This window comes from Streptomyces sp. NPDC057280 (assembly GCF_042668605.1).
In the GTDB taxonomy this organism is placed as follows: Bacteria; Actinomycetota; Actinomycetes; order Streptomycetales; family Streptomycetaceae; genus Streptomyces.
Map to the genome: position 1 here is coordinate 174954 of NZ_JBHUYR010000005.1, position 17190 is coordinate 192143.

Annotated in this window: 16 protein-coding genes; 11 read left to right on the forward strand and 5 right to left on the reverse strand. The window is 71.7% G+C overall.

Annotation, left to right across the window (positions count from 1 at the left end; genetic code table 11):
* Nucleotides 1-14 precede the first annotated feature (14 nt).
* Complete coding sequence (gene purU, locus ACFUO4_RS28345) at nucleotides 15-896, forward strand: formyltetrahydrofolate deformylase (protein ID WP_079310505.1); 882 nt, start codon at nucleotides 15-17, stop codon at nucleotides 894-896.
* Between the two features lie 170 nt (nucleotides 897-1066).
* On the opposite strand, the gene ACFUO4_RS28350 is transcribed toward purU, so the two are convergent.
* Nucleotides 1067-2491: a zf-HC2 domain-containing protein gene (locus ACFUO4_RS28350; RefSeq protein ID WP_383490136.1), complete on the reverse strand. Its 1425-nt coding sequence runs from the start codon at nucleotides 2489-2491 to the stop codon at nucleotides 1067-1069.
* Complete coding sequence (locus ACFUO4_RS28355) at nucleotides 2488-3069, reverse strand: sigma-70 family RNA polymerase sigma factor (protein ID WP_079310503.1); 582 nt, start codon at nucleotides 3067-3069, stop codon at nucleotides 2488-2490. Before ACFUO4_RS28355 ends, ACFUO4_RS28350 begins: the two co-directional genes overlap by 4 nt.
* 329 nt (nucleotides 3070-3398) lie before the next feature.
* On the opposite strand from ACFUO4_RS28355, the gene ACFUO4_RS28360 reads away from it, so the two are divergent.
* Nucleotides 3399-3779 carry an STAS domain-containing protein gene (locus tag ACFUO4_RS28360; protein WP_079310502.1) on the forward strand — a complete coding sequence of 127 codons (381 nt, stop codon included), beginning with the start codon at nucleotides 3399-3401 and terminating at the stop codon, nucleotides 3777-3779.
* Between the two features lie 168 nt (nucleotides 3780-3947).
* Complete coding sequence (locus tag ACFUO4_RS28365; protein WP_079310501.1) at nucleotides 3948-4460, forward strand: EF-hand domain-containing protein; 513 nt, start codon at nucleotides 3948-3950, stop codon at nucleotides 4458-4460.
* Here the strand turns inward: ACFUO4_RS28365 and ACFUO4_RS28370 are convergent.
* Entirely contained in the window at nucleotides 4444-5982 is a 1539-nt protein-coding gene (locus ACFUO4_RS28370) for a class I adenylate-forming enzyme family protein (protein ID WP_383490144.1), read from the reverse strand. The genes ACFUO4_RS28365 and ACFUO4_RS28370 overlap by 17 nt on opposite strands.
* Before the next feature lie 87 nt (nucleotides 5983-6069).
* Between ACFUO4_RS28370 and ACFUO4_RS28375 the strand changes: the two genes are divergently transcribed.
* The 4 genes from ACFUO4_RS28375 to ACFUO4_RS28390 all read left to right on the forward strand — a co-directional run bounded on the left by ACFUO4_RS28375 (nucleotide 6070) and on the right by ACFUO4_RS28390 (nucleotide 10285).
* Nucleotides 6070-7275, forward strand: coding sequence for an amidohydrolase family protein (locus tag ACFUO4_RS28375; protein ID WP_383490147.1), 1206 nt, complete (start codon nucleotides 6070-6072; stop codon nucleotides 7273-7275).
* Entirely contained in the window at nucleotides 7275-8408 is a 1134-nt protein-coding gene (locus ACFUO4_RS28380; protein ID WP_383490150.1) for an acyl-CoA dehydrogenase family protein, read from the forward strand. Before ACFUO4_RS28375 ends, ACFUO4_RS28380 begins: the two co-directional genes overlap by 1 nt.
* A gap of 4 nt (nucleotides 8409-8412) precedes the next feature.
* Nucleotides 8413-9303 (forward strand): acyl-CoA dehydrogenase family protein, encoded by an 891-nt coding sequence (locus ACFUO4_RS28385; protein ID WP_383490153.1) that lies wholly within the window; start codon nucleotides 8413-8415, stop codon nucleotides 9301-9303.
* 508 nt (nucleotides 9304-9811) lie between these two features.
* The gene (locus tag ACFUO4_RS28390; protein WP_079310086.1) at nucleotides 9812-10285 is read left to right on the forward strand and encodes an ATP-binding protein; all 474 of its coding nucleotides are present in this window, start codon (nucleotides 9812-9814) and stop codon (nucleotides 10283-10285) included.
* A 337-nt stretch (nucleotides 10286-10622) separates the two neighbouring features.
* Here the strand turns inward: ACFUO4_RS28390 and ACFUO4_RS28395 are convergent, their stop codons facing one another.
* Nucleotides 10623-11549 carry a cyclase family protein gene (locus ACFUO4_RS28395; RefSeq protein ID WP_079310085.1) on the reverse strand — a complete coding sequence of 309 codons (927 nt, stop codon included), beginning with the start codon at nucleotides 11547-11549 and terminating at the stop codon, nucleotides 10623-10625.
* Between the two features lie 85 nt (nucleotides 11550-11634).
* Here ACFUO4_RS28395 and ACFUO4_RS28400 point away from each other — a divergent pair, with 85 nt between their 5' ends.
* The 4 genes from ACFUO4_RS28400 (at nucleotide 11635) to ACFUO4_RS28415 (ending at nucleotide 16191) form a co-directional block, all read left to right on the forward strand.
* Nucleotides 11635-12546 carry an SDR family oxidoreductase gene (locus tag ACFUO4_RS28400; RefSeq protein ID WP_383490158.1) on the forward strand — a complete coding sequence of 304 codons (912 nt, stop codon included), beginning with the start codon at nucleotides 11635-11637 and terminating at the stop codon, nucleotides 12544-12546.
* A gap of 110 nt (nucleotides 12547-12656) precedes the next feature.
* Nucleotides 12657-13805 (forward strand): acyl-CoA dehydrogenase family protein, encoded by a 1149-nt coding sequence (locus tag ACFUO4_RS28405; RefSeq protein WP_383490161.1) that lies wholly within the window; start codon nucleotides 12657-12659, stop codon nucleotides 13803-13805.
* Entirely contained in the window at nucleotides 13805-14854 is a 1050-nt protein-coding gene (locus ACFUO4_RS28410; protein WP_383490164.1) for a Zn-dependent alcohol dehydrogenase, read from the forward strand. Before ACFUO4_RS28405 ends, ACFUO4_RS28410 begins: the two co-directional genes overlap by 1 nt.
* Nucleotides 14855-14931: 77 nt before the next feature.
* Nucleotides 14932-16191 (forward strand): MFS transporter, encoded by a 1260-nt coding sequence (locus ACFUO4_RS28415; RefSeq protein WP_383490167.1) that lies wholly within the window; start codon nucleotides 14932-14934, stop codon nucleotides 16189-16191.
* On the opposite strand, the gene ACFUO4_RS28420 is transcribed toward ACFUO4_RS28415, so the two are convergent.
* Nucleotides 16108-17142: a GlxA family transcriptional regulator gene (locus ACFUO4_RS28420; protein WP_383490170.1), complete on the reverse strand. Its 1035-nt coding sequence runs from the start codon at nucleotides 17140-17142 to the stop codon at nucleotides 16108-16110. The two genes, ACFUO4_RS28415 and ACFUO4_RS28420, sit on opposite strands and share 84 nt — an antisense overlap.
* Nucleotides 17143-17190: the final 48 nt, after the last annotated feature.

A 17190-nucleotide genomic window follows, 5' to 3' on the forward strand; every position in this document is an offset into this window, starting at 1 on the left:
CGACCCTGTCCTGCATGAACGCGCAGTCCACCCGAGCCGCGGCCACGGCCGAGCAGTACGTCCTCACCCTGTCCTGCCCCGACAAGCAGGGCATCGTGCACGCCGTGTCGAGCTACCTCTTCATGACGGGTTGCAACATCGAGGACAGCCAGCAGTTCGGCGACCACGACACGGGCCTGTTCTTCATGCGCGTCCACTTCTCGGCGGAGGAGCCGGTGACGGTGGACAAGCTGCGGGCGAGCTTCGCGGCGATCGGTGACGCCTTCCACATGGACTGGCAGATCAACCGGGCCGAGGACAGGATGCGGGTCGTGCTGATGGTCAGCAAGTTCGGGCACTGCCTGAACGACCTGCTGTTCCGCGCGCGGATCGGGGCGCTGCCCGTGGAGATCGCGGCCGTGGTGTCCAACCACACGGACTTCGCCGAGCTCGTGGCGTCGTACGACATTCCCTTCCACCACATTCCGGTGACGAAGGAGAACAAGGCGGAGGCCGAGGCGGAGCTGCTCCAGCTGGTGCGGGAGCAGGACGTCGAGCTGGTCGTGCTCGCCCGGTACATGCAGGTGCTCTCCGACGACCTGTGCAAGCAGCTCAGCGGGCGGATCATCAACATCCACCACTCGTTCCTGCCGAGCTTCAAGGGTGCGAAGCCGTATCACCAGGCGCATGCGCGGGGTGTGAAGCTGATCGGCGCGACCGCGCACTATGTGACGGCCGACCTCGACGAGGGGCCGATCATCGAGCAGGAGGTCGAGCGGGTCGGGCACGACGTCACGCCGGACCAGCTGGTGGCGATCGGGCGGGACGTGGAGTGCCAGGCGCTGGCGCGGGCGGTCAAGTGGCATGCGGAGCGCAGGATTCTGCTCAACGGGCGGCGCACGGTGGTGTTCGCCTAGGAGCTCGGGGAGTTCGGTTCGTCGGCGGCTGCGGGTGGTTCGTGGTTGCTCGCGCAGTTCCCCGCGCCCCTAAGAACAGGGACGTTCAGCTGACGCACCTCTAGGAGCGCGGGGAACTGCGCGACCAGCCCCCACGCACCCGCGGCCGCCCACGAATCCGTAACCCGCCCCTACATCCGGCTCAAGCTCGCCGCCGCGAACAGCACGTCCCTGATCGCCTCCCGGTCACCCACCTGTCCCGCCGCCGCTTCCTCCGGCGACACATGACCCGCCGCCAACTGGCAGAACTCCACGCCGTCCAGCGCCACATGCGCCACCTCGTGCTCCGCGGAGCCCACCGCGGCCGGGGAGTCCAGGGGGATCAGCCACTCGCCGCCGCCCAGGCCCTCGATCTCCAGGCGCAGCGTGCGGCCGGGTTCGCCGGCGGTGACCAGATGGCGGCCGTGCACGGGAGACGCCAGCCCGTGTTGCCGCCGCACGGCCACCGCCGTGGGCAGCATGCGGGCCGCGAGGTCGATCATGCGGTTGAGATGGCGCGGGGACGGGGGCTCGTACGGGTAGTCGACGGCCTCCGCGATGTCCTCCGCGTGGACCCAGCACTCGAAGGCACGGTCCAGCATCGCGTCGTGCAGGGGGAGTTCGAAGTCGCCGTAGGGAACGGACAGCTTGCCGGCGCCGCCGCCGGTGAACGACACCGTGCGCACCAGGTCGTGGCTCTGCTCGCGCCAGGGGGCGCGCACGGAGCGGGTGGGCGGGAAGTGTGAGCCGCGCCAGTACGCCTCCGTGCGGGCCGCCGGGGTGGGCGCCTGCGCGGTGACCTCGCCCAGCGGGTCGCCGAGGCCGAGGGCCAGCGCCACCAGGCCGTCGACGGTGAGCAGATGCGCGATCACGCCGGCGACGGTCGTACGACGGCTCGTCGCCGCGTCGGCCTCGAACCAGCGCAGCCGCACGGGCGCGTGCCACTCCGCGTCGCCCATGTCGCGGAGCAGGGCGTCCAGGCGGGCGGTCTCGGCGTCGTACGGCGCCGCCCACTCGGGGACCGGGATGCGCGGCGGGCGCCGGTCCAGGCAGCCCTCCAGGACGCGGGTGCGCAGGCCCGGGTCGAGGTCGAGGCTCTCGGGCGGATGGAGCAGGCCGACCGCTTCGCGCAGCCGCAGCGCCTCGTCCGCGCACGCGCCGCACCCGCCCAGGTGGTCCTCCACGGCGGCCGTCTCCTCCGGCGAGCAGGCGGCCAGCGCCCAGGCCCCGAGCAGCGACTTCAGCACCGGGTGCTCCAGGACGAGCGGCGGCTTCGGCAGCTCCTCCAGCGAGGGAAGCGGCTGTCCCGTGTCCTCGACGGAGGCACGGGGGAGCGGTATGCGGGGCGGCCGGTCCGGGTTCTGGGCGGGGCCGGGCGAACCATCGTCGGTCGGTCCACCGGGGCCGCCACGGTCGCCGGGGCCGGTCGGTGTGTCGGTGGGCGCCTCGTGGGGGGCGTGTCCCTCAGGGGGCTCGGAGTCCTTCCAGGCGTCCTGGTGCTCGTCCTTCTCGCGGTCCTTTCCGTCGTCCTGGCCCTCATGCTCGTCGTACGTCTCGAAGCGGTTCGCCTCGTTCATGCCGCACCCCCGTATTCCGGAGGGGCTCCGGGGGCGCCGGTGTCATGGGCCGTGGACAGCAGTTGCAGGCCCAGGCGGAGGCGGCGGCGGGCCTCGTCCTCGGTGACGCCGAGGTCGGCGGCGGTCTGGCGGTAGTCGCGACGCTGGAAGTAGGCCAGCTCCAGGGCGGCGCGCAGCGGGGCGGGCATGGACGTGACGATGTAGTCGGCGCGGGCGGCGACGGAGGCGTGGCGGACCTTGCGCTCCAGTTCTTCCGTGGAGCCGCCGCCGCCCTGGGCGAGGGCGGCGGTCTCGGTGGCGCGCAGGCGCTGCACGGCGAGGCGGTGGGTCAGCCCGGCCACCCAGGTGCGCAGCGGGCCCTGCTTGGGGTCGTAGGCGTCGGGGTGCTGCCAGACATGGGCGAAGACCTCGCGGGTGATGCCGTCGGCCGCGCGCTCGTCGCCGAGGACGCGGTGGGCGAGGCCGTGCACGAGGGAGGCGAAACGGTCGTAGAGCTCGCCGAGGGCGGCCGCCTCACCGCGTGCGAGCCGCTGCTGCATCTTGCGGTCCCAGCGGGGCGGTGCGTCCTTCTTCGCCATGCGGCCCCCTCACCCTGTTCGCCTGCCCGTCGAGCCGGGCGCCGTGCCCGTCAAGCCTGAACCCACCGTCTCCTCGAATGTAGTCGGCACGTCTGACAGCGCACGCCCCTTTGTCGCAATGCGCGCCCCCGGGGAGCGGAGGGTGATAGTGGACCTTCGCCTACCCCACCGTTTCGTGCTCATCCCCGATCGAACAGGATCGAAGGCGACTAAAACAAGCCTCTTTTGATCGGTTTCCGTTTCTCGGCTCGTGTTTCAGGGCACCGCCGGTGGGCAGCCGCGCTGCAAGGAAGCGTAGGAATCGCTTCCGTTTCCGGCGAGCGAAGGGCGTGGTGGTGGCGTTCAACGTGACCGGCGACAAGCACGGGGACTGGGCCGTGCTGCGGGTGTCGGGCGAGCTGGACCTGGTGACGTCGCCCATGCTGCGTCAGCGGGTGCACGACGCGGTGGCCGAGGGCCACCACAGTCTCGTCCTAGACCTCTCGGAGGTCTTCTTCTGCGACTCCAGCGGCGTCGGCGTCCTCATCGCCTCCCGCCGCCTCATCCGCTCCTGCCAGGGCCGGCTCCGCCTGATCCTGCCGGCCCAGGGCGCGCCGGAGGGGTCGCACGTCAACAGGGTGCTGGGCGCGCTGGGCGTACGGCGGCTCTTCGACGTCCACCTCGACCTGGACTCGGCCACGGAGGACGAGGCGGGCCCGCTGTCGGCGTAGGGGCCCCGTTTCCACAAGGGTCTCCGCTGTGCCACACCGTTGTTCCAAAATTCCCCCGGTCTTGGCACAACCGCCGCTTTCCGCAGCCTGGAACGGGCCGCGCGTCGTACGCTCCGAGCGAGATGCACCAGATGCACCCCCACGTGACGTAAGGCGGCTGGTAGAGACATGGTCAGCAGCGAGTACGAGCGCAGGATCGCCGCCCGGTTCGCCACCTTCGACCAGGACGGCAACGGCTACATCGACCGGGAGGACTTCAGCGCGGCGGCCAAGGCGCTGCTCGCGGAGTTCGGCACCGCCGCCCGGTCGGACAAGGGGCAGGCCCTGTACATCGGCGCGGAGGCGTTCTGGCAGGGCATGGCCGGGATAGCGGACCGGGACGGCGATCAGCGCATCAACCGGGACGAGTTCGTCAACGGCGCCGTCAAGCGGCTGCGGGACAACCCCGACCGGTTCGCCGAGATCGCCCGCCCCTTCCTGCACGCGGCCCTCGCCGTGGCGGACCGGGACGACGACGGTACGGCGACGGTCGAGGACACCGCGCGCGTCCTCAGGGCCCTCGGCGCGGCGCAGGACGTCGCGCTCGCCGCCGCCACCGCCCTGGACGCCGACGGCGACGGGAAGATCGCCGAGGCCGAGATCGTCCCCGCGTTCGCCCGCTACTTCACCGTTCCGGAATAGCGGACCTCCGCTCCGGAACAGAGGGACCGGAATAGCGCTCGCGCAGCTTGTACTTGAGCACCTTCCGCAGGGTCTCGTTCCGCGGAAGGGCGTCCACCACCTCCAGCCGCTCCGGCAGCTTGTGGACCGACAGCCCTTCCGCGCGGAGGTACGACACGACGTCGGCCAGCGTCAACCGCGCGGCCCCGGGCGCCGGTTCCAGCACCGCGCACACCAGCTCGCCCCGCTCCGCGTCCGGCAGCCCGACGACCGCCACGTCCCCCACCGCCGGGTGCGCGGCCAGCAGGTCCTCGATCTCCTTCGCCGAGATGTTCTCGCCCTTGCGGATGATCACGTCCTTGGCGCGTCCGGTGAGGACCAGATGCCCGGTCTCCGTGAGGTACCCCAGGTCGCCGGTGCGCAGGAAGCCCTCCTCGTCGAAGGCCTCCGCCGTCTGCGCCGGGTCCAGGTAGCCCTGGCAGACCGCCTCGCCGCGCAGCCGCACCTCGCCGTCCACGATCCGTATCTCCATGCCCGCCGGCGGCCGTCCCTCGGTCGTCGCGAGGTTCTCCGTGGTGTCGTCCGGCGAGCCCATCGTGATCATCGGAACCTCGGTCATGCCGTACCCGTGCGTGAGCTGGACGCCCATCTCGCGCACGACCGCGTGATAGACCTCCGGCGGCTTCGGCGCCCCGCCGCCGGCGAGGAGGCGGAGGGTGGGGATCACCGGGGTGCCCGGCTGCCTGCGCTGCTCGGCGAGGAACATCGAGTAGAACGCCGTCGACCCGCCCGCCACCGTCACCCCGTGCTTGCGGTACCCCTCCAGGGCGTCCGGCAGCGCGAACTGCTCGAACATGACCGCCGGGAAGCCGTACAGCAGCAGCATCACCGTGTAGTCGGGGCCCGCTATGTGGGCGTACGGGAAGGCCATCGAGCCCACGTCGGCGGCCGTGAGATGCAGCGCGTGGGCGAGGCAGGAGCCGCCCGCTATCAGCGAACGGTCCGTGTGGAGCACGCCCTTGGGGTCGGAGGTCGTGCCCGAGGTCCAGTAGATCCAGCGCACCGAGGTGCCCTCGGCGGGCGGCGGGGGCAGGACGTCCGGGTCGCCGTCGGGGAGGTCGTCGTACGCCTCGAAGACGCCCTTGGCGCCGAGCCGCCGGGCCATCCCGGTGTGGTCGAAGCCGCGCCAGGTGCCCGGCACCGCGAAGAACTCCGCCTTCGACTCCCTTAGTGCGAAGCCGACTTCGCGGTCCCGGTAGAAGGGGATGACCGGTGTCTGCACGGCGCCCAGGCGGGCCAGCGCGAAGGAGAGCAGGGCCGTCTCGATACGGGTGGGCAGCTGCCAGGCGACGACCGTGCCGGGGCGGACGCCCATGCCGTACAGACCGGCCGCCACCCGCTCGGCACGCGCGCGTAGCTCGCCGAAGGTGAGGGCGCGGTCGTCCTGGAGGAACACGGGACGCCCGGCGGTGAGCCGGGCGCGGCGCTCCACGAGCTCCCACAGCGTCCGGGCGGAACTCAGGGTGTGCGGGGTGTCCGTCATGTCTGCCCCCTGCCTTGGCTGACGACTCGTCAGGTGACATGCTATCTGACGGGTCATCAGATACGTACCGGCCGGCGGAGGGGAACCATGACCGAACTGCCCCGCATCATCAGCGTCGACGACCATGTGATCGAGCCCGCGCACCTCTTCGAGACCTGGCTGCCCGCCAAGTACCGCGAACGCGGCCCGCAGCCGCTCACCGCCGGGATCGGTGAACTCGCCTATGTGGGAGGCAAGTACCAGATCACGATGGACCCGGACGGTCCGCCCACCGACTGGTGGATCTACGAGGACCTGAAGTTCCCGTACAAACGCAACATCGCCGCCGTCGGGTTCGACCGGGACGAGATGACCCTGGAGGGGATCACCCGGGAGGAGATGCGGCGCGGCTGCTGGGACCCCAAGGCGCGCCTCGCCGACATGGACCTCAACCATGTCGAGGCCAGTCTCTGTTTCCCGTCCTTCCCCCGCTTCTGCGGGCAGACCTTCGCCGAGGCGCACGACAAGGAGGTCGCGCTGGCCTGTGTGCGCGCCTACAACGACTGGATGGTCGAGGAGTGGTGCGGCGACAGCGGCGGTCGGCTCATCCCGCTGTGCCTGATCCCCCTGTGGGACGTGGAGTTGGCGGTCGCGGAGATCCGGCGCAACGCCGCGCGGGGGGTGCGCGCCGTGACCTTCTCCGAAATCCCGACCTATCTCGGGCTGCCCTCCATCCACTCCGGCTACTGGGACCCGTTCTTCGCGGCCTGCCAGGAGACCGGCACGGTCGTCAACATGCACATCGGCAGCAGCTCCCAGATGCCGGCCGCCTCACCCGACGCCCCTCCCGCCGTCCAGGCCGCCCTCAGCTTCAACAACGCCATGGCCTCGATGATGGACTTCCTGTTCAGCGGCGTACTCGTGAAGTTCCCGACGCTCACACTGGCCTACAGCGAGGGCCAGATGGGCTGGATCCCGTACGCCCTGGAGCGCGCCGACGACGTCTGGGAGGAGCACCGCGCGTGGGGCGGGGTGCGCGGCACGATCCCCGAGCCGCCGTCGACGTACTACTACCGGCAGATCTACTGCTGCTTCTTCCGCGACAAGCACGGGGTCGCTTCGCTGGATGTGGTGGGGCGGGACAACGCCACCTTCGAGACGGACTATCCGCACGTCGACTCGACCTTCCCGCACACCAAGGAGGTCGCCCTCGACCATGTGAAGGGCCTCGACGACGAGACCGTCTACAAGCTGATGCGCGGCAACGCCATCCGCATGCTCGGCCTGGACTTCGACAAGGACCCCGACAGCTGATGGACCTGTCGTACACCGCCGAAGAGGAGGAGTTCCGGGCGGAGTTGCGGCACTGGCTGGGCACCGTACTGCCCACGCTGCCGCCCAAGCCGTCCCCCGACGACTGGCCGGCCCGCCGCGCCTACGACATGGGCTGGCAGCGCAGGCTCCACGACGCCGGATACGCGGATGTGCACTGGGACGCCTCGCCGACCCTGCGGCTGATCTTCCTGGAGGAGACCGAGAAGGCCGGCGCGCCCTATGTGGGCGCCGGTTTCGTCGGGCTGCTGCACGCCGGGCCGACCATAGCCGCCGAGGGCACGGACGAGCAGCGGGCGCGCTGGCTGCCGCCGATCCTGCGCGGGGACGAGGTGTGGTGCCAGGGGTTCAGCGAGCCCGACGCCGGTTCCGACCTCGCGGCGCTGCGCACGCGCGCGTGGCGCGACGGGGACGACTACGTGGTGAGCGGCTCCAAGATCTGGACCTCGCACGCCGAAGTCGCCGACTGGTGCGAGCTGTTGGTACGGACGGACGCGTCGGCGCCGAAGCATCGCGGCATCACCTGGCTCGCGATGCCCATGGACGCGCCGGGCATCACCGTACGGCCGCTGCGGACCCTCGCCGGGTCCGCCGAGTTCGCCGAGGTGTTCCTCGACGAGGTGCGGGTGCCGGTCGGCAACCGGGTCGGGGACGAGAACGACGGCTGGCGCGTGACCATGGTGACGCTGTCCTTCGAACGCGGCACGGCCTTCGTGGGGGAGGTCGTCGCCTGTCGCCGTGTGCTGCGCGAACTCGCCGCCGAGGCACGGAAGAACGGGCGCTGGGACGATCCGGTGCTCAGGCGGCGCCTGGGGGGTCTCAACGCCGAGTTCCGGGCGTTGTGGCGGCTCACGCAGTGGAATGTGAGCGAGGCGGAGGCGCGGGGCGGGGGGCCGGGGGTCGGGGGGTCGGTCTTCAAGTTGCGGTACTCGCAGGCACGGCAGGACTTGTACGACGCGGCGGCGGAGGTGCTGGGGGAGGGGGCGTTGGATGTGGGGGCGCCCTGGGTGGTCGACCGGTTGTCGTCGTTGTCGTACACCATCGCGGCCGGCACTTCGCAGATTCAGCGGAACATCGTGGCCGAGCGGATTCTCGGGTTGCCGAAGGGGAGGTGACGGGGTGCGGTTTCAACTGACGGGGGAGCAGGAGGCTTTGCGCGATGCGGTGCGAGCCACGGTTCGTCGTCGAGCGGCTGCGGGTGCGTGGGGGCTTGTCGCGCAGTTCCCCGCGCCCCTTGGCGGCGATGCCCAACCCGGCATTGATCGGGCGCTGTGGCGGGCCCTTGGGGAGCTCGGGTTCTTTTCTCTGCGGTTGGCCGAAGCCGATGGCGGCGCCGGACTCGGGCTTCCCGAAGCCGTGTTGGCCTTCGAGGAGGCCGGGCGGGCCCTGGTGCCCGGGCCGCTGGTCGCCACGCATCTCGCCGCCGGGGTGGTGCCCGGTGCGGACGCCGGTGAGGTGGTCGTGGCAGCCGTGGACGGGCGGATCGTGGAGTGGATGGACGAGGCCGATGTCGTGTTGCCGGGGGCCGAGGGGGCCGTGCCCTTGCGGTCCGTGGATCCGTTGACGCCGCTGCACCGGGTGCCCGCGCCGGCACCCGTCGATTCCGTCGCCGTCCTCCTCACCGCCGCCGAGCAGCTCGGCACCGCCACGCGCGCGTGCGAGCTGGCGGTGCAACACGCCCGGACCCGGGAGCAGTTCGGGCAGCCGATCGGGGCGTTCCAGGCCGTCAAGCATCTGTGCGCGGAGCAGCTGGTGCGGGTCGAGGTGGCCCGGGTGGCGGTGTACGCGGCGGCCGTGACCGCGGACCCGGCCGACATCGCGGCGGCCCGGCTGCTCGCCGACGAGGCCGCCGTGCGCGGCGCCCGCGACTGCCTCCAGGTGCACGGCGGCATGGGCTTCACCTGGGAGTCCGAGGTGCATCTGCTGCTGAAGCGGGCGTGGGTGCGGGCGCAGCGTGGTGGCGGGCGCGCGGAGAGCGAGGAGCTGCTCGCGGCCGAGCTGACGGCCTGACAGGGTCTGGTCCGCGCAGCGCCGGAGGCCCGGCCCGGAAATGTCGCGGACTGTGGCATACCGGAGTCACGGAGCGTTGATATCGGGTTGTGTCCTAGGCGTGACCCGTCACGGCCTGGAGTCGGTGTCCCGCTCCGGTACCTTCTGTGAGATGCGAGTGGTTCCGAGCACGAGCCGTGCCGGTGTTGCCTCCGAGGCGGCTCCGGACGAGGCGGTGCGCGCCACTTCGCGCCGGGTGGGAGAGCCCTTGGGCCCCGCCTGTTCGACTCCCCGCAGCGAGCGTCGCACAGTATGCCGCACGCGTACTCCTTCGCGCTGGAATATGCCCGAAGCGCTTGTTGGGGTGACTGTACGTCAACCATGCTGTCCCGTAAGGGACTCACGTTCTGTGACCCCGGCTTTGGCCGTTGTTCTGGCCATGCAAAAAATGGCTACGATCGTGGCCCTCGTGAGGCGCGAGGCTATGTGTCTGCCGGTTCGGATGGTGTGAGCGGTGCAGGTGCTTCAAATGCAGCTGGAGATCCGGCCCGACCCCGCTGAGGTGGGACGAGCCCGCAGGTGGGCGCGGTCGCGACTCGCCGGGTCCGGCATAGGGGCCGACGAGCCGCTCGCCGAGACCCTGATCCTGCTCGTGTCCGAACTGGTCACCAACGCCGTGGTGCACACCGGCTGTCCGGCCGTGCTCCGGCTGTCGCTGCCCGGTGCCGCGGCCGGGGAGGCCACCGTCCGCCTGGAGGTGGCCGACACCAGCAGCTGTGCGCCGGTGCCGCGTTGCGTCGACGGGGACGCCACGGGCGGCCGGGGGCTCGCCCTGGTCGACGGCCTCGCCGACCGCTGGGGCTGGAGCCCCGAGGGTGCCGGCAAGCGCATCTGGTGCGAACTCGACCGGTCCGCGCAGGACGACCGCGCGGCCGCGCCCGCCTTCACGGGCGGGACTTCGGCGTTCGAGGGCTACGAAGGCTTCGCGTACGAGGCGGTGTAGGGGCCGCGTGGCCGGTGCACGGCTGCACGGTGGTCTGATCGCCTCCCTCGGATGAGGGGCGGTGCGCCCTGGTGTGCTTCGGTGCGCGCCTGCGACAAATAGGGCTTAAGTAATAAAAACCCTGGTTGGTGTTGACGCCTCGTGTTCGTCTGCTCACGCTTGTGGTCAGCGATTCGCCGCGAGGGGACGACGAGGGTTTCGGTGACGGGAGCCCTTGCCGAGTGTGGGTCGTTGATTCGGCGTCGGTTCCATCGGGGCCAGGAACCGGGGCGGGTGCGCCGGAGTCGGGCGGCGGCGCGCGCGGTGCCGCCGCCCGGCCTTGCGTCGAAGGGCCTGTTCAGAGAACGGCGACCGGTGCCACGGGAGTTCCCGTCGCGCCGGTGAACGGCTCGGGCATCGCGGACAGCAGGAACGCGTAGCGGCCCTCTTCTCCACAGGCTGTGGACAACTCTTCGAGGTTCCAGTTCTGGCCCTGCAGCATGCCCATCTCCACGAGGTCCAGCGCGTGCACGGGCAGCCACAGATCCTCGACCTCGGGCGGAAACACCTCGAAGGTCAGGGTGTCGTTCGCGACGGCCGCGACATCGCGCGCGTGGAACCACTCCGGCGTACGGATCGACAGCCCGGGCGACGGATAGCCGTACCCGTGCTTGTCGCCCGCGAGCAGGACCTGTATCTGTCCCGTCCGTACGAGCACGATGTCGCCCGACCGCACGCGCGTGCCCGCGAGTTCCTCGGCCGCCTCCAGGTCCTCCGGGGTGACCGCATGGCCGCCGTCGAGCCGGGCGACGCCCCGCGCGCGTGCCACGTCCAGGAGCACCCCGCGCGAGACGAGGTGCCGCGCCTTGTCGATGCCGCTGAACTGCGCGCCGCCGTGCGCGGTGACGGTGTCGGCCGGGCGGCCGTTGTAGAGCTTCCCCGAGTGCGAGACATGCGTGAGCGCGTCCCAGTGGGTGGCCGCCTGGAGGCCCATCGTCACGGCGTCGTCGCTGCACGCCACCGTCCCCGGGCCGAAGATCTCCTGGTTGATCTGCACCATGGCGTGCAGCGGGTTGACCCGGCCCGGGATCATGCCGGTCTGCACGCCGTCCTGCTGGAGCGGCAGGGCCAGGGGGACCCGGCGACCTGTCCTGACCTCGGCGGCGGCCTGCCGCACCACCTCGTCGGTGATCAGGTTGAGGGTGCCGATCTCGTCGTCGGCGCCCCAACGCCCCCAGTTGTTCACGCGCTTGGCGATCTCGTGGAACTCGGCCGGCAAAGTCATCGGCGCTCCCCAGGGGCTTGTCTCCGGGTATCTGACGGGTCATAAAATCTAACGGTCCGTCAGAAACCGCGGGAAGGGGCCGGTCGTGGGGAACTTCTTGGCAGGCAAGGTCGTCGCCGTGACGGGGGCGGGACGCGGGATCGGACGGGCGGTGGCGATCGCGGCCGCGGCCGAGGGGGCGCGGGTCGTCGTCAACGACTACGGGGTCTCCGTGGACGGGTCCTCACCGACGAGCGAGGTCGCCGAAGCGGTCGTCAAGGAGATCGTCGCGGCGGGCGGCGAGGCCGTCGCGGTGGCCGACGACGTGTCCACGATGGCGGGCGGGCAGCGGATCGTCGACGTGGCCCTGTCGTCGTACGGGCGGCTCGACGGGGTCGTGTGCGTCGCCGGGATCCTGCGTGAGCGGATGCTGTTCAACATGACCGAGGACGAGTGGGACTCGGTCGTGGCCACGCATCTGAAGGGGACGTTCACCCTGTTCCGTGCGGCGTCGGCGGTGATGCGGAAGCAGCGGGGCGGGACGCTGATCGGGTTCACCAGCGGGAACCACCAGGGGTCCGTGTCACAGGCGAACTACAGCGCGGCGAAGGGCGGGATCATCTCGCTGGTCCGGAGCGCGGCGCTGGGGCTGCACAAGTACGGGGTGACCGCCAACGCGGTGGCGCCCGTCGCGCGCACGCGGATGTCCGCCGGGGTGCCCATGGAACTGGCGGAGATCGGGGAGCCGGAGGATGTCGCCGCGCTGGTGGTGTACCTGCTGTCCGACCGGGCTCGGGAGGGCGGGGTCACCGGGCAGGTGTACACGATCGCGGGGGCGAAGCTGGCGGTGTGGGCACAGCCGCGGGAGCTGCGCTCGGCGTATGCGGTGGGTGGGTGGACGCCGGAGGCGATTGCTGAGTTTTTGCCGGGGGCGGTGGGGACGGACCCTATGCCGATGCTGGCCCAGGTGGCGGCGATGGAGGAGGCGGCGGCGCGGGGGAATCGGCCTAACGCCTAAGAGTTCGGGTGGTGTTGGTGGTTGGCGTGTGCGGGCCGTATGTGGCTGGTCGCGCAGTTCCCCGCGCCCCTAGGTGAGCTGCAGTCCCCCGTATTGGGAGGAGAAGGCCTGTGGACTTTGGGTTCAGTGCTGGTGATGAGGTCTTCCGTGGGGAGGCTCGGGCATGGCTTGCCGCACACGCCTCGGACGCGGGCGATCGGCGCGGTTGGGAACGGACCCTCGGCTCCGCCGGGTGGATCGGGATCGGGTGGGGAGAGGCGGGGTACGGGAATCGGACGCTCGGGCTCACTCAGCAGGTCGTCTGGGCCGAGGAGTATGCCCGTTCCAGCGCTCCTCCTCGGTCCGGGCACATCGGGGAGAACCTGCTCGCGCCCACCCTCATCGCGCACGGCAGCCCGGAGCAGAAGGATCGCTTCCTGCCGCCCATCGCCGCCGGGGACGAGCTGTGGTGTCAGGGGTACAGCGAACCCGGGGCCGGGTCGGATCTGGCCGGGGTGCGGACCGGTGCCGTGCGGGAGGGGGCTCACTACCGGGTCAGCGGGCAGAAGATCTGGACCTCGCTCGCGCAGGACGCCGACTGGTGTTTCGTGCTGGCCCGGACCGAGGCCGGGTCGCGGCGGCATCAGGGGCTGTCCCTTCTCCTCGTGCCGATGGACCAGCCGGGGCGGATCGAGGTGCGGCCCATTCGGCAGCTGACCGGGACCAGCGACTTCAACGAGGTCTTCTTCGACGGGGCACGCGCGCGTGCGGAGCATGTCGTCGGGGGCGAGGGGGCCGGCTGGCGGGTCGCCATGAGTCTGCTCGGGTTCGAGCGGGGGGTGTCCACGCTGGCCCAGCAGATCGGGTTCGCCGAGGAGCTGGGGCGGGTGGTGCGGGCCGCCGTCGACTCGGGGGCGGTGGACGATCCCGTCGTACGGGAACGGCTCGTGCGGCAGTGGGCGGAACTGCGGGTGATGCGGTGGAACGCGCTGCGCACGCTCGGCCGGGTCGGGGACGCGGGGGCGCCCAGCGTGGCCAAGCTGCTGTGGGGCGGCTGGCATCAGCGGCTCGGGGAGCTGGCCATGGCCGTGCGGGGGGTCCGTGGGGGTGTGGGGCCGCGGGAGTGGGAGGCCTCCTCGCCCTACGAACTCGACGCCTTCCAGCATCTGTTCCTGTTCTCCCGGGCCGACACCGTCTACGGCGGCTCGGACCAGATCCAGCGCACGATCATCGCCGAGCGCGTGCTCGGGCTGCCCAGGGAACCCAAGGGAGTTGTGTGATGCGCGGCGTCTTGTTCGACGGCAAGCGGGTCGAGGTCGTGGACGACCTGGAGGTGCGGGAACCGGGGCCCGGGGAGGTGGTCGTCGCCATCGCGGCCGCCGGGTTGTGCCACAGCGACCTGTCCGTCGTGGACGGGACCATTCCGTTCCCCGTGCCCGTGGTGCTGGGGCATGAGGGGGCCGGCGTGGTGGCGGCCGTGGGGGCGGGCGTCAGTCATGTCTCGGCCGGGGACCATGTGGCGCTGTCCACCCTCGCCAACTGCGGGACCTGCGCGGAGTGCGACCGGGGGCGGCCCACCATGTGCCGGCAGTCCATCGGGCGCCCGGGGCGGCCGTTCACGCGGGGCGGGCAGCCGGTGTTCCAGTTCGCCTCCAACTCGGCGTTCGCGGAACGGACCGTGGTGAAGGCCGTGCAGGTGGTGCGGATTCCGCAGGACATCCCGCTGTCCTCGGCCGCGCTCATCGGGTGCGGAGTGCTGACCGGGGTGGGGGCCGTGCTCAACCGGGCCAAGGTGGCGCACGGGGACAGCGCGGTGGTGATCGGCACCGGCGGGATCGGGCTCAACGTTCTCCAAGGGGCCCGGATCGCGGGGGCGTCGCGGATCGTCGCCGTGGACGCCAATCCGGCCAAGGAGGCGGTCGCGCGGCAGTTCGGGGCGACCGACTTCCTGACGTCGGCCGAGGGCGTGCGGGAGCTGCTGCCGACGGGAGCGGACCACGTCTTCGAGTGCGTCGGGCGCGTGGAACTCGTCCGGCAGGCCGTCGACCTGCTGGACCGGCACGGTCAGGCGGTCCTGCTCGGGACGCCGCCGGCCGGGGCGGAGGCGTCCTTCGTCGTGGCGTCCATGTTCCTGGACAAGTCGATCCTGGGCTGCCGTTACGGCTCCTCACGGCCCCAGCGGGACATCCCGCTGTACGCCGGGCTGTACCGGCAGGGGCGGCTGCTGCTCGACGAACTGGTGACGCAGACGTACCCCGTGGAGGAGTTCGAGCGGGCCGTCGCGGACGCGGAGGCGGGGAAGGTGGCTCGCGGGGTGCTGACCTTCTGACGGGCGGCGGCGGAGTTTTCCACAGGCCCGGAAAATTCACTGCCGCGTTGTCGGTGCCGCCGCCTACGGTCGTCCGCATGACCTACCGCGACGTCGCCTCCAAGTCGGTGCTGATCTGGGCCGGTACGGCCGTCGGCGCCCGTATGCCGGTCGCGATGGCCCCGTTGGCGCTGGTCTTCCTGGTGCGGGAGCGGCCCGGTGGGTACACGCTGGGGGCGGCGCTCGCGGCGGCCTATGTGATCGGCGAGATCATCGGCGCACCGCTGCTCGGGATGCGGCTGGATCCCGCGCGCGGCCGTCGGCAGCTGGCCGTCGGGCTCTCGGGCGGGGCGGTGGGGTTCGCGGGGCTGGGGGCTCTGCCCGGTGCGCCGAGCGGGGTGCTGGGGGTGTGCGCCTTCGTGGCCGGGTTCACGCCGGGGGCGGTTACCGGCGGTTTGCGGACGCTGCTGACCTCGCTGGTCCCGGAACGGGCCGTGGCGCAGGCGCTGTCGACCGAGTCGATGCTGATGTCCGGGGTGTGGGCCGTGTCGCCGGTGGCGGTCGCCGGACTCGCCCTCGGCGTCGCACCGCGCACCCCGCTGCTCCTCGCCGCCGCGCTGATGGCGTCGTCGGTCGCGGGGCTGTGGCTGCTTCCCGCCCGCTGGGACGAGGAGAAGCACGCGGCGGACAGCGGGGCGTCTCCGGCCTTCCGGGTGCTGATACGTGCGTGGCCGGTGTACGTCACGGGCGCGGCCAGCCTCACCCTGCTGGGCCTCGCCGAACTCACCCTGCCCGCCCTCCTGGAACAGCGCGGCATCGGCGTCGGCTGGACCGGCCCGATGCTGGCCGGCATGGCCGTGGCGGCGGGACTGGGGGCGTTCCTGTACGGGCTGCGGGCGTGGCCGGGGCGGCTGCGCACCCGCAGTGTGGTGCTGATGGGCGGCATGTCGGCCTTCGTGGCCCTCGCCGCGCTGATACCAGGGGCGGCCGGGATCGCGGTCGCCCTGGCGCTCGCGGGCATGCTCCAGTCGGGTGCGCTGATCACGCGCAACCTGTCCCTGCGGGAGGCCGTTCCGCCGGGTGCCGCGGCCGCCGGGTACTCGGTGATGTACGCGGCGGCCGGGGCGGGTTACGCGGCGACGGGGTCCCTGGCCGGTGGGCTGCTCCAGGTCGTGGCCCCGTCCACGGCCGTCCTGGCGGGCGTGGCACTCGGGCTGCTGCTCACCGCGCTCGGCTGGTGGGGGGAGGTGCGCGGTGAGGCCCGGGCGGGGGTGTCACGTACGGCCGACGGCGGTCTCGGCGCCCGCGCGGAAGGTGCGCCGGTAGCTGGTGGGGGTGACGCCCAGCGCCGCCTGTAGGTGCTGCCGCATCGACTGGGCCGTGCCGAAACCGGCGTCCCGGGCCACCTGGTCCACGGACAGGTCGGAGGACTCCAGCAGGTGCCGGGCGCGCTCCACCCGCTGCTGGGTGAGCCACTGGCCGGGGCTGATGCCGACCTCCTCGCGGAAGCGGCGCGTGAAGGTCCGCACCGACATCGCCTCCTGCTCGGCCATGTCGCGCAGCTGGATCGGCTCGTGCAGCCGGGCGAGGGCCCAGGCGCGGGCCGCGGTCGTGGTGGCCAGCTGCGGCTCGGGCACCGGACGCTGGATGTACTGCGCCTGCCCGCCCTCGCGGTGCGGCGGTACGACGGTGCGGCGGGCCACCGCGTTGGCGACCGCCGTGCCGTGGTCGCGGCGCAGCATGTGCAGGCACAGGTCGATCCCGGCGGCGACGCCCGCGGAGGTCAGGACGTCCCCGTCGTCGACGTACAGGACGTCCGGGTCGACCTTGATCTGGGGGAAGAGCCGCTGGAGGCGCTCGGCGTCGTTCCAGTGCGTGGTGGCCGGGCGGCCGTCGAGATATCCGGCGGCGGCGAGGACGTAGACGCCCGTGCAGATGGAGGCGAGCCGGGTGCCGGGGCGGATGTGGGCGAGCGCGGCGGCCAGTTCGGGGGTCAGGACGCCCTCGTCGTAGACCGGGCCGAACTCGTAGGAGGCGGGGACGATCACGGTGTCGGCGGTGGCCAGGGTCTCCGGGCCGTTCGGCACCAGGACGTCGAAGTCGGAGTCCGTGCCGACCGGGCCCGGAGGCCGGATCGAGCAGGTGACGACCTCGTACAGGGGCCGCCCCCCGGCGTCCCGGGGGCGCCCGAAGATGCGGTGCGGGATGCCCAGCTCGAAGGGGAGCAGGCCGTCCATGGCGAGGACGACGATGCGGTGCGGACGGAACCCCGGCTCGCTGCCCGGCTCAGCGCTCGGCTCACTGCTCATGGCCCGATCCTAACGAATGCTGTCCTTCGGGCCACTCGATGCGGCGGG

Coding starts and splice junctions, on each gene's coding strand:
- ACFUO4_RS28355 (WP_079310503.1), bottom strand. CDS start 3,069: ATGGCGAAGAAGGACGCACCGCCCCGCTGGGACCGCAAGATGCAGCAG.
- ACFUO4_RS28390 (WP_079310086.1), top strand. CDS start 9,812: ATGCAGCTGGAGATCCGGCCCGACCCCGCTGAGGTGGGACGAGCCCGC.
- ACFUO4_RS28380 (WP_383490150.1), top strand. CDS start 7,275: ATGGACCTGTCGTACACCGCCGAAGAGGAGGAGTTCCGGGCGGAGTTG.
- purU (WP_079310505.1), top strand. CDS start 15: ATGAACGCGCAGTCCACCCGAGCCGCGGCCACGGCCGAGCAGTACGTC.
- ACFUO4_RS28420 (WP_383490170.1), bottom strand. CDS start 17,142: ATGAGCAGTGAGCCGAGCGCTGAGCCGGGCAGCGAGCCGGGGTTCCGT.
- ACFUO4_RS28375 (WP_383490147.1), top strand. CDS start 6,070: ATGACCGAACTGCCCCGCATCATCAGCGTCGACGACCATGTGATCGAG.
- ACFUO4_RS28395 (WP_079310085.1), bottom strand. CDS start 11,549: ATGACTTTGCCGGCCGAGTTCCACGAGATCGCCAAGCGCGTGAACAAC.
- ACFUO4_RS28415 (WP_383490167.1), top strand. CDS start 14,932: ATGACCTACCGCGACGTCGCCTCCAAGTCGGTGCTGATCTGGGCCGGT.
- ACFUO4_RS28370 (WP_383490144.1), bottom strand. CDS start 5,982: ATGACGGACACCCCGCACACCCTGAGTTCCGCCCGGACGCTGTGGGAG.
- ACFUO4_RS28350 (WP_383490136.1), bottom strand. CDS start 2,491: ATGAACGAGGCGAACCGCTTCGAGACGTACGACGAGCATGAGGGCCAG.
- ACFUO4_RS28410 (WP_383490164.1), top strand. CDS start 13,805: ATGCGCGGCGTCTTGTTCGACGGCAAGCGGGTCGAGGTCGTGGACGAC.
- ACFUO4_RS28365 (WP_079310501.1), top strand. CDS start 3,948: ATGGTCAGCAGCGAGTACGAGCGCAGGATCGCCGCCCGGTTCGCCACC.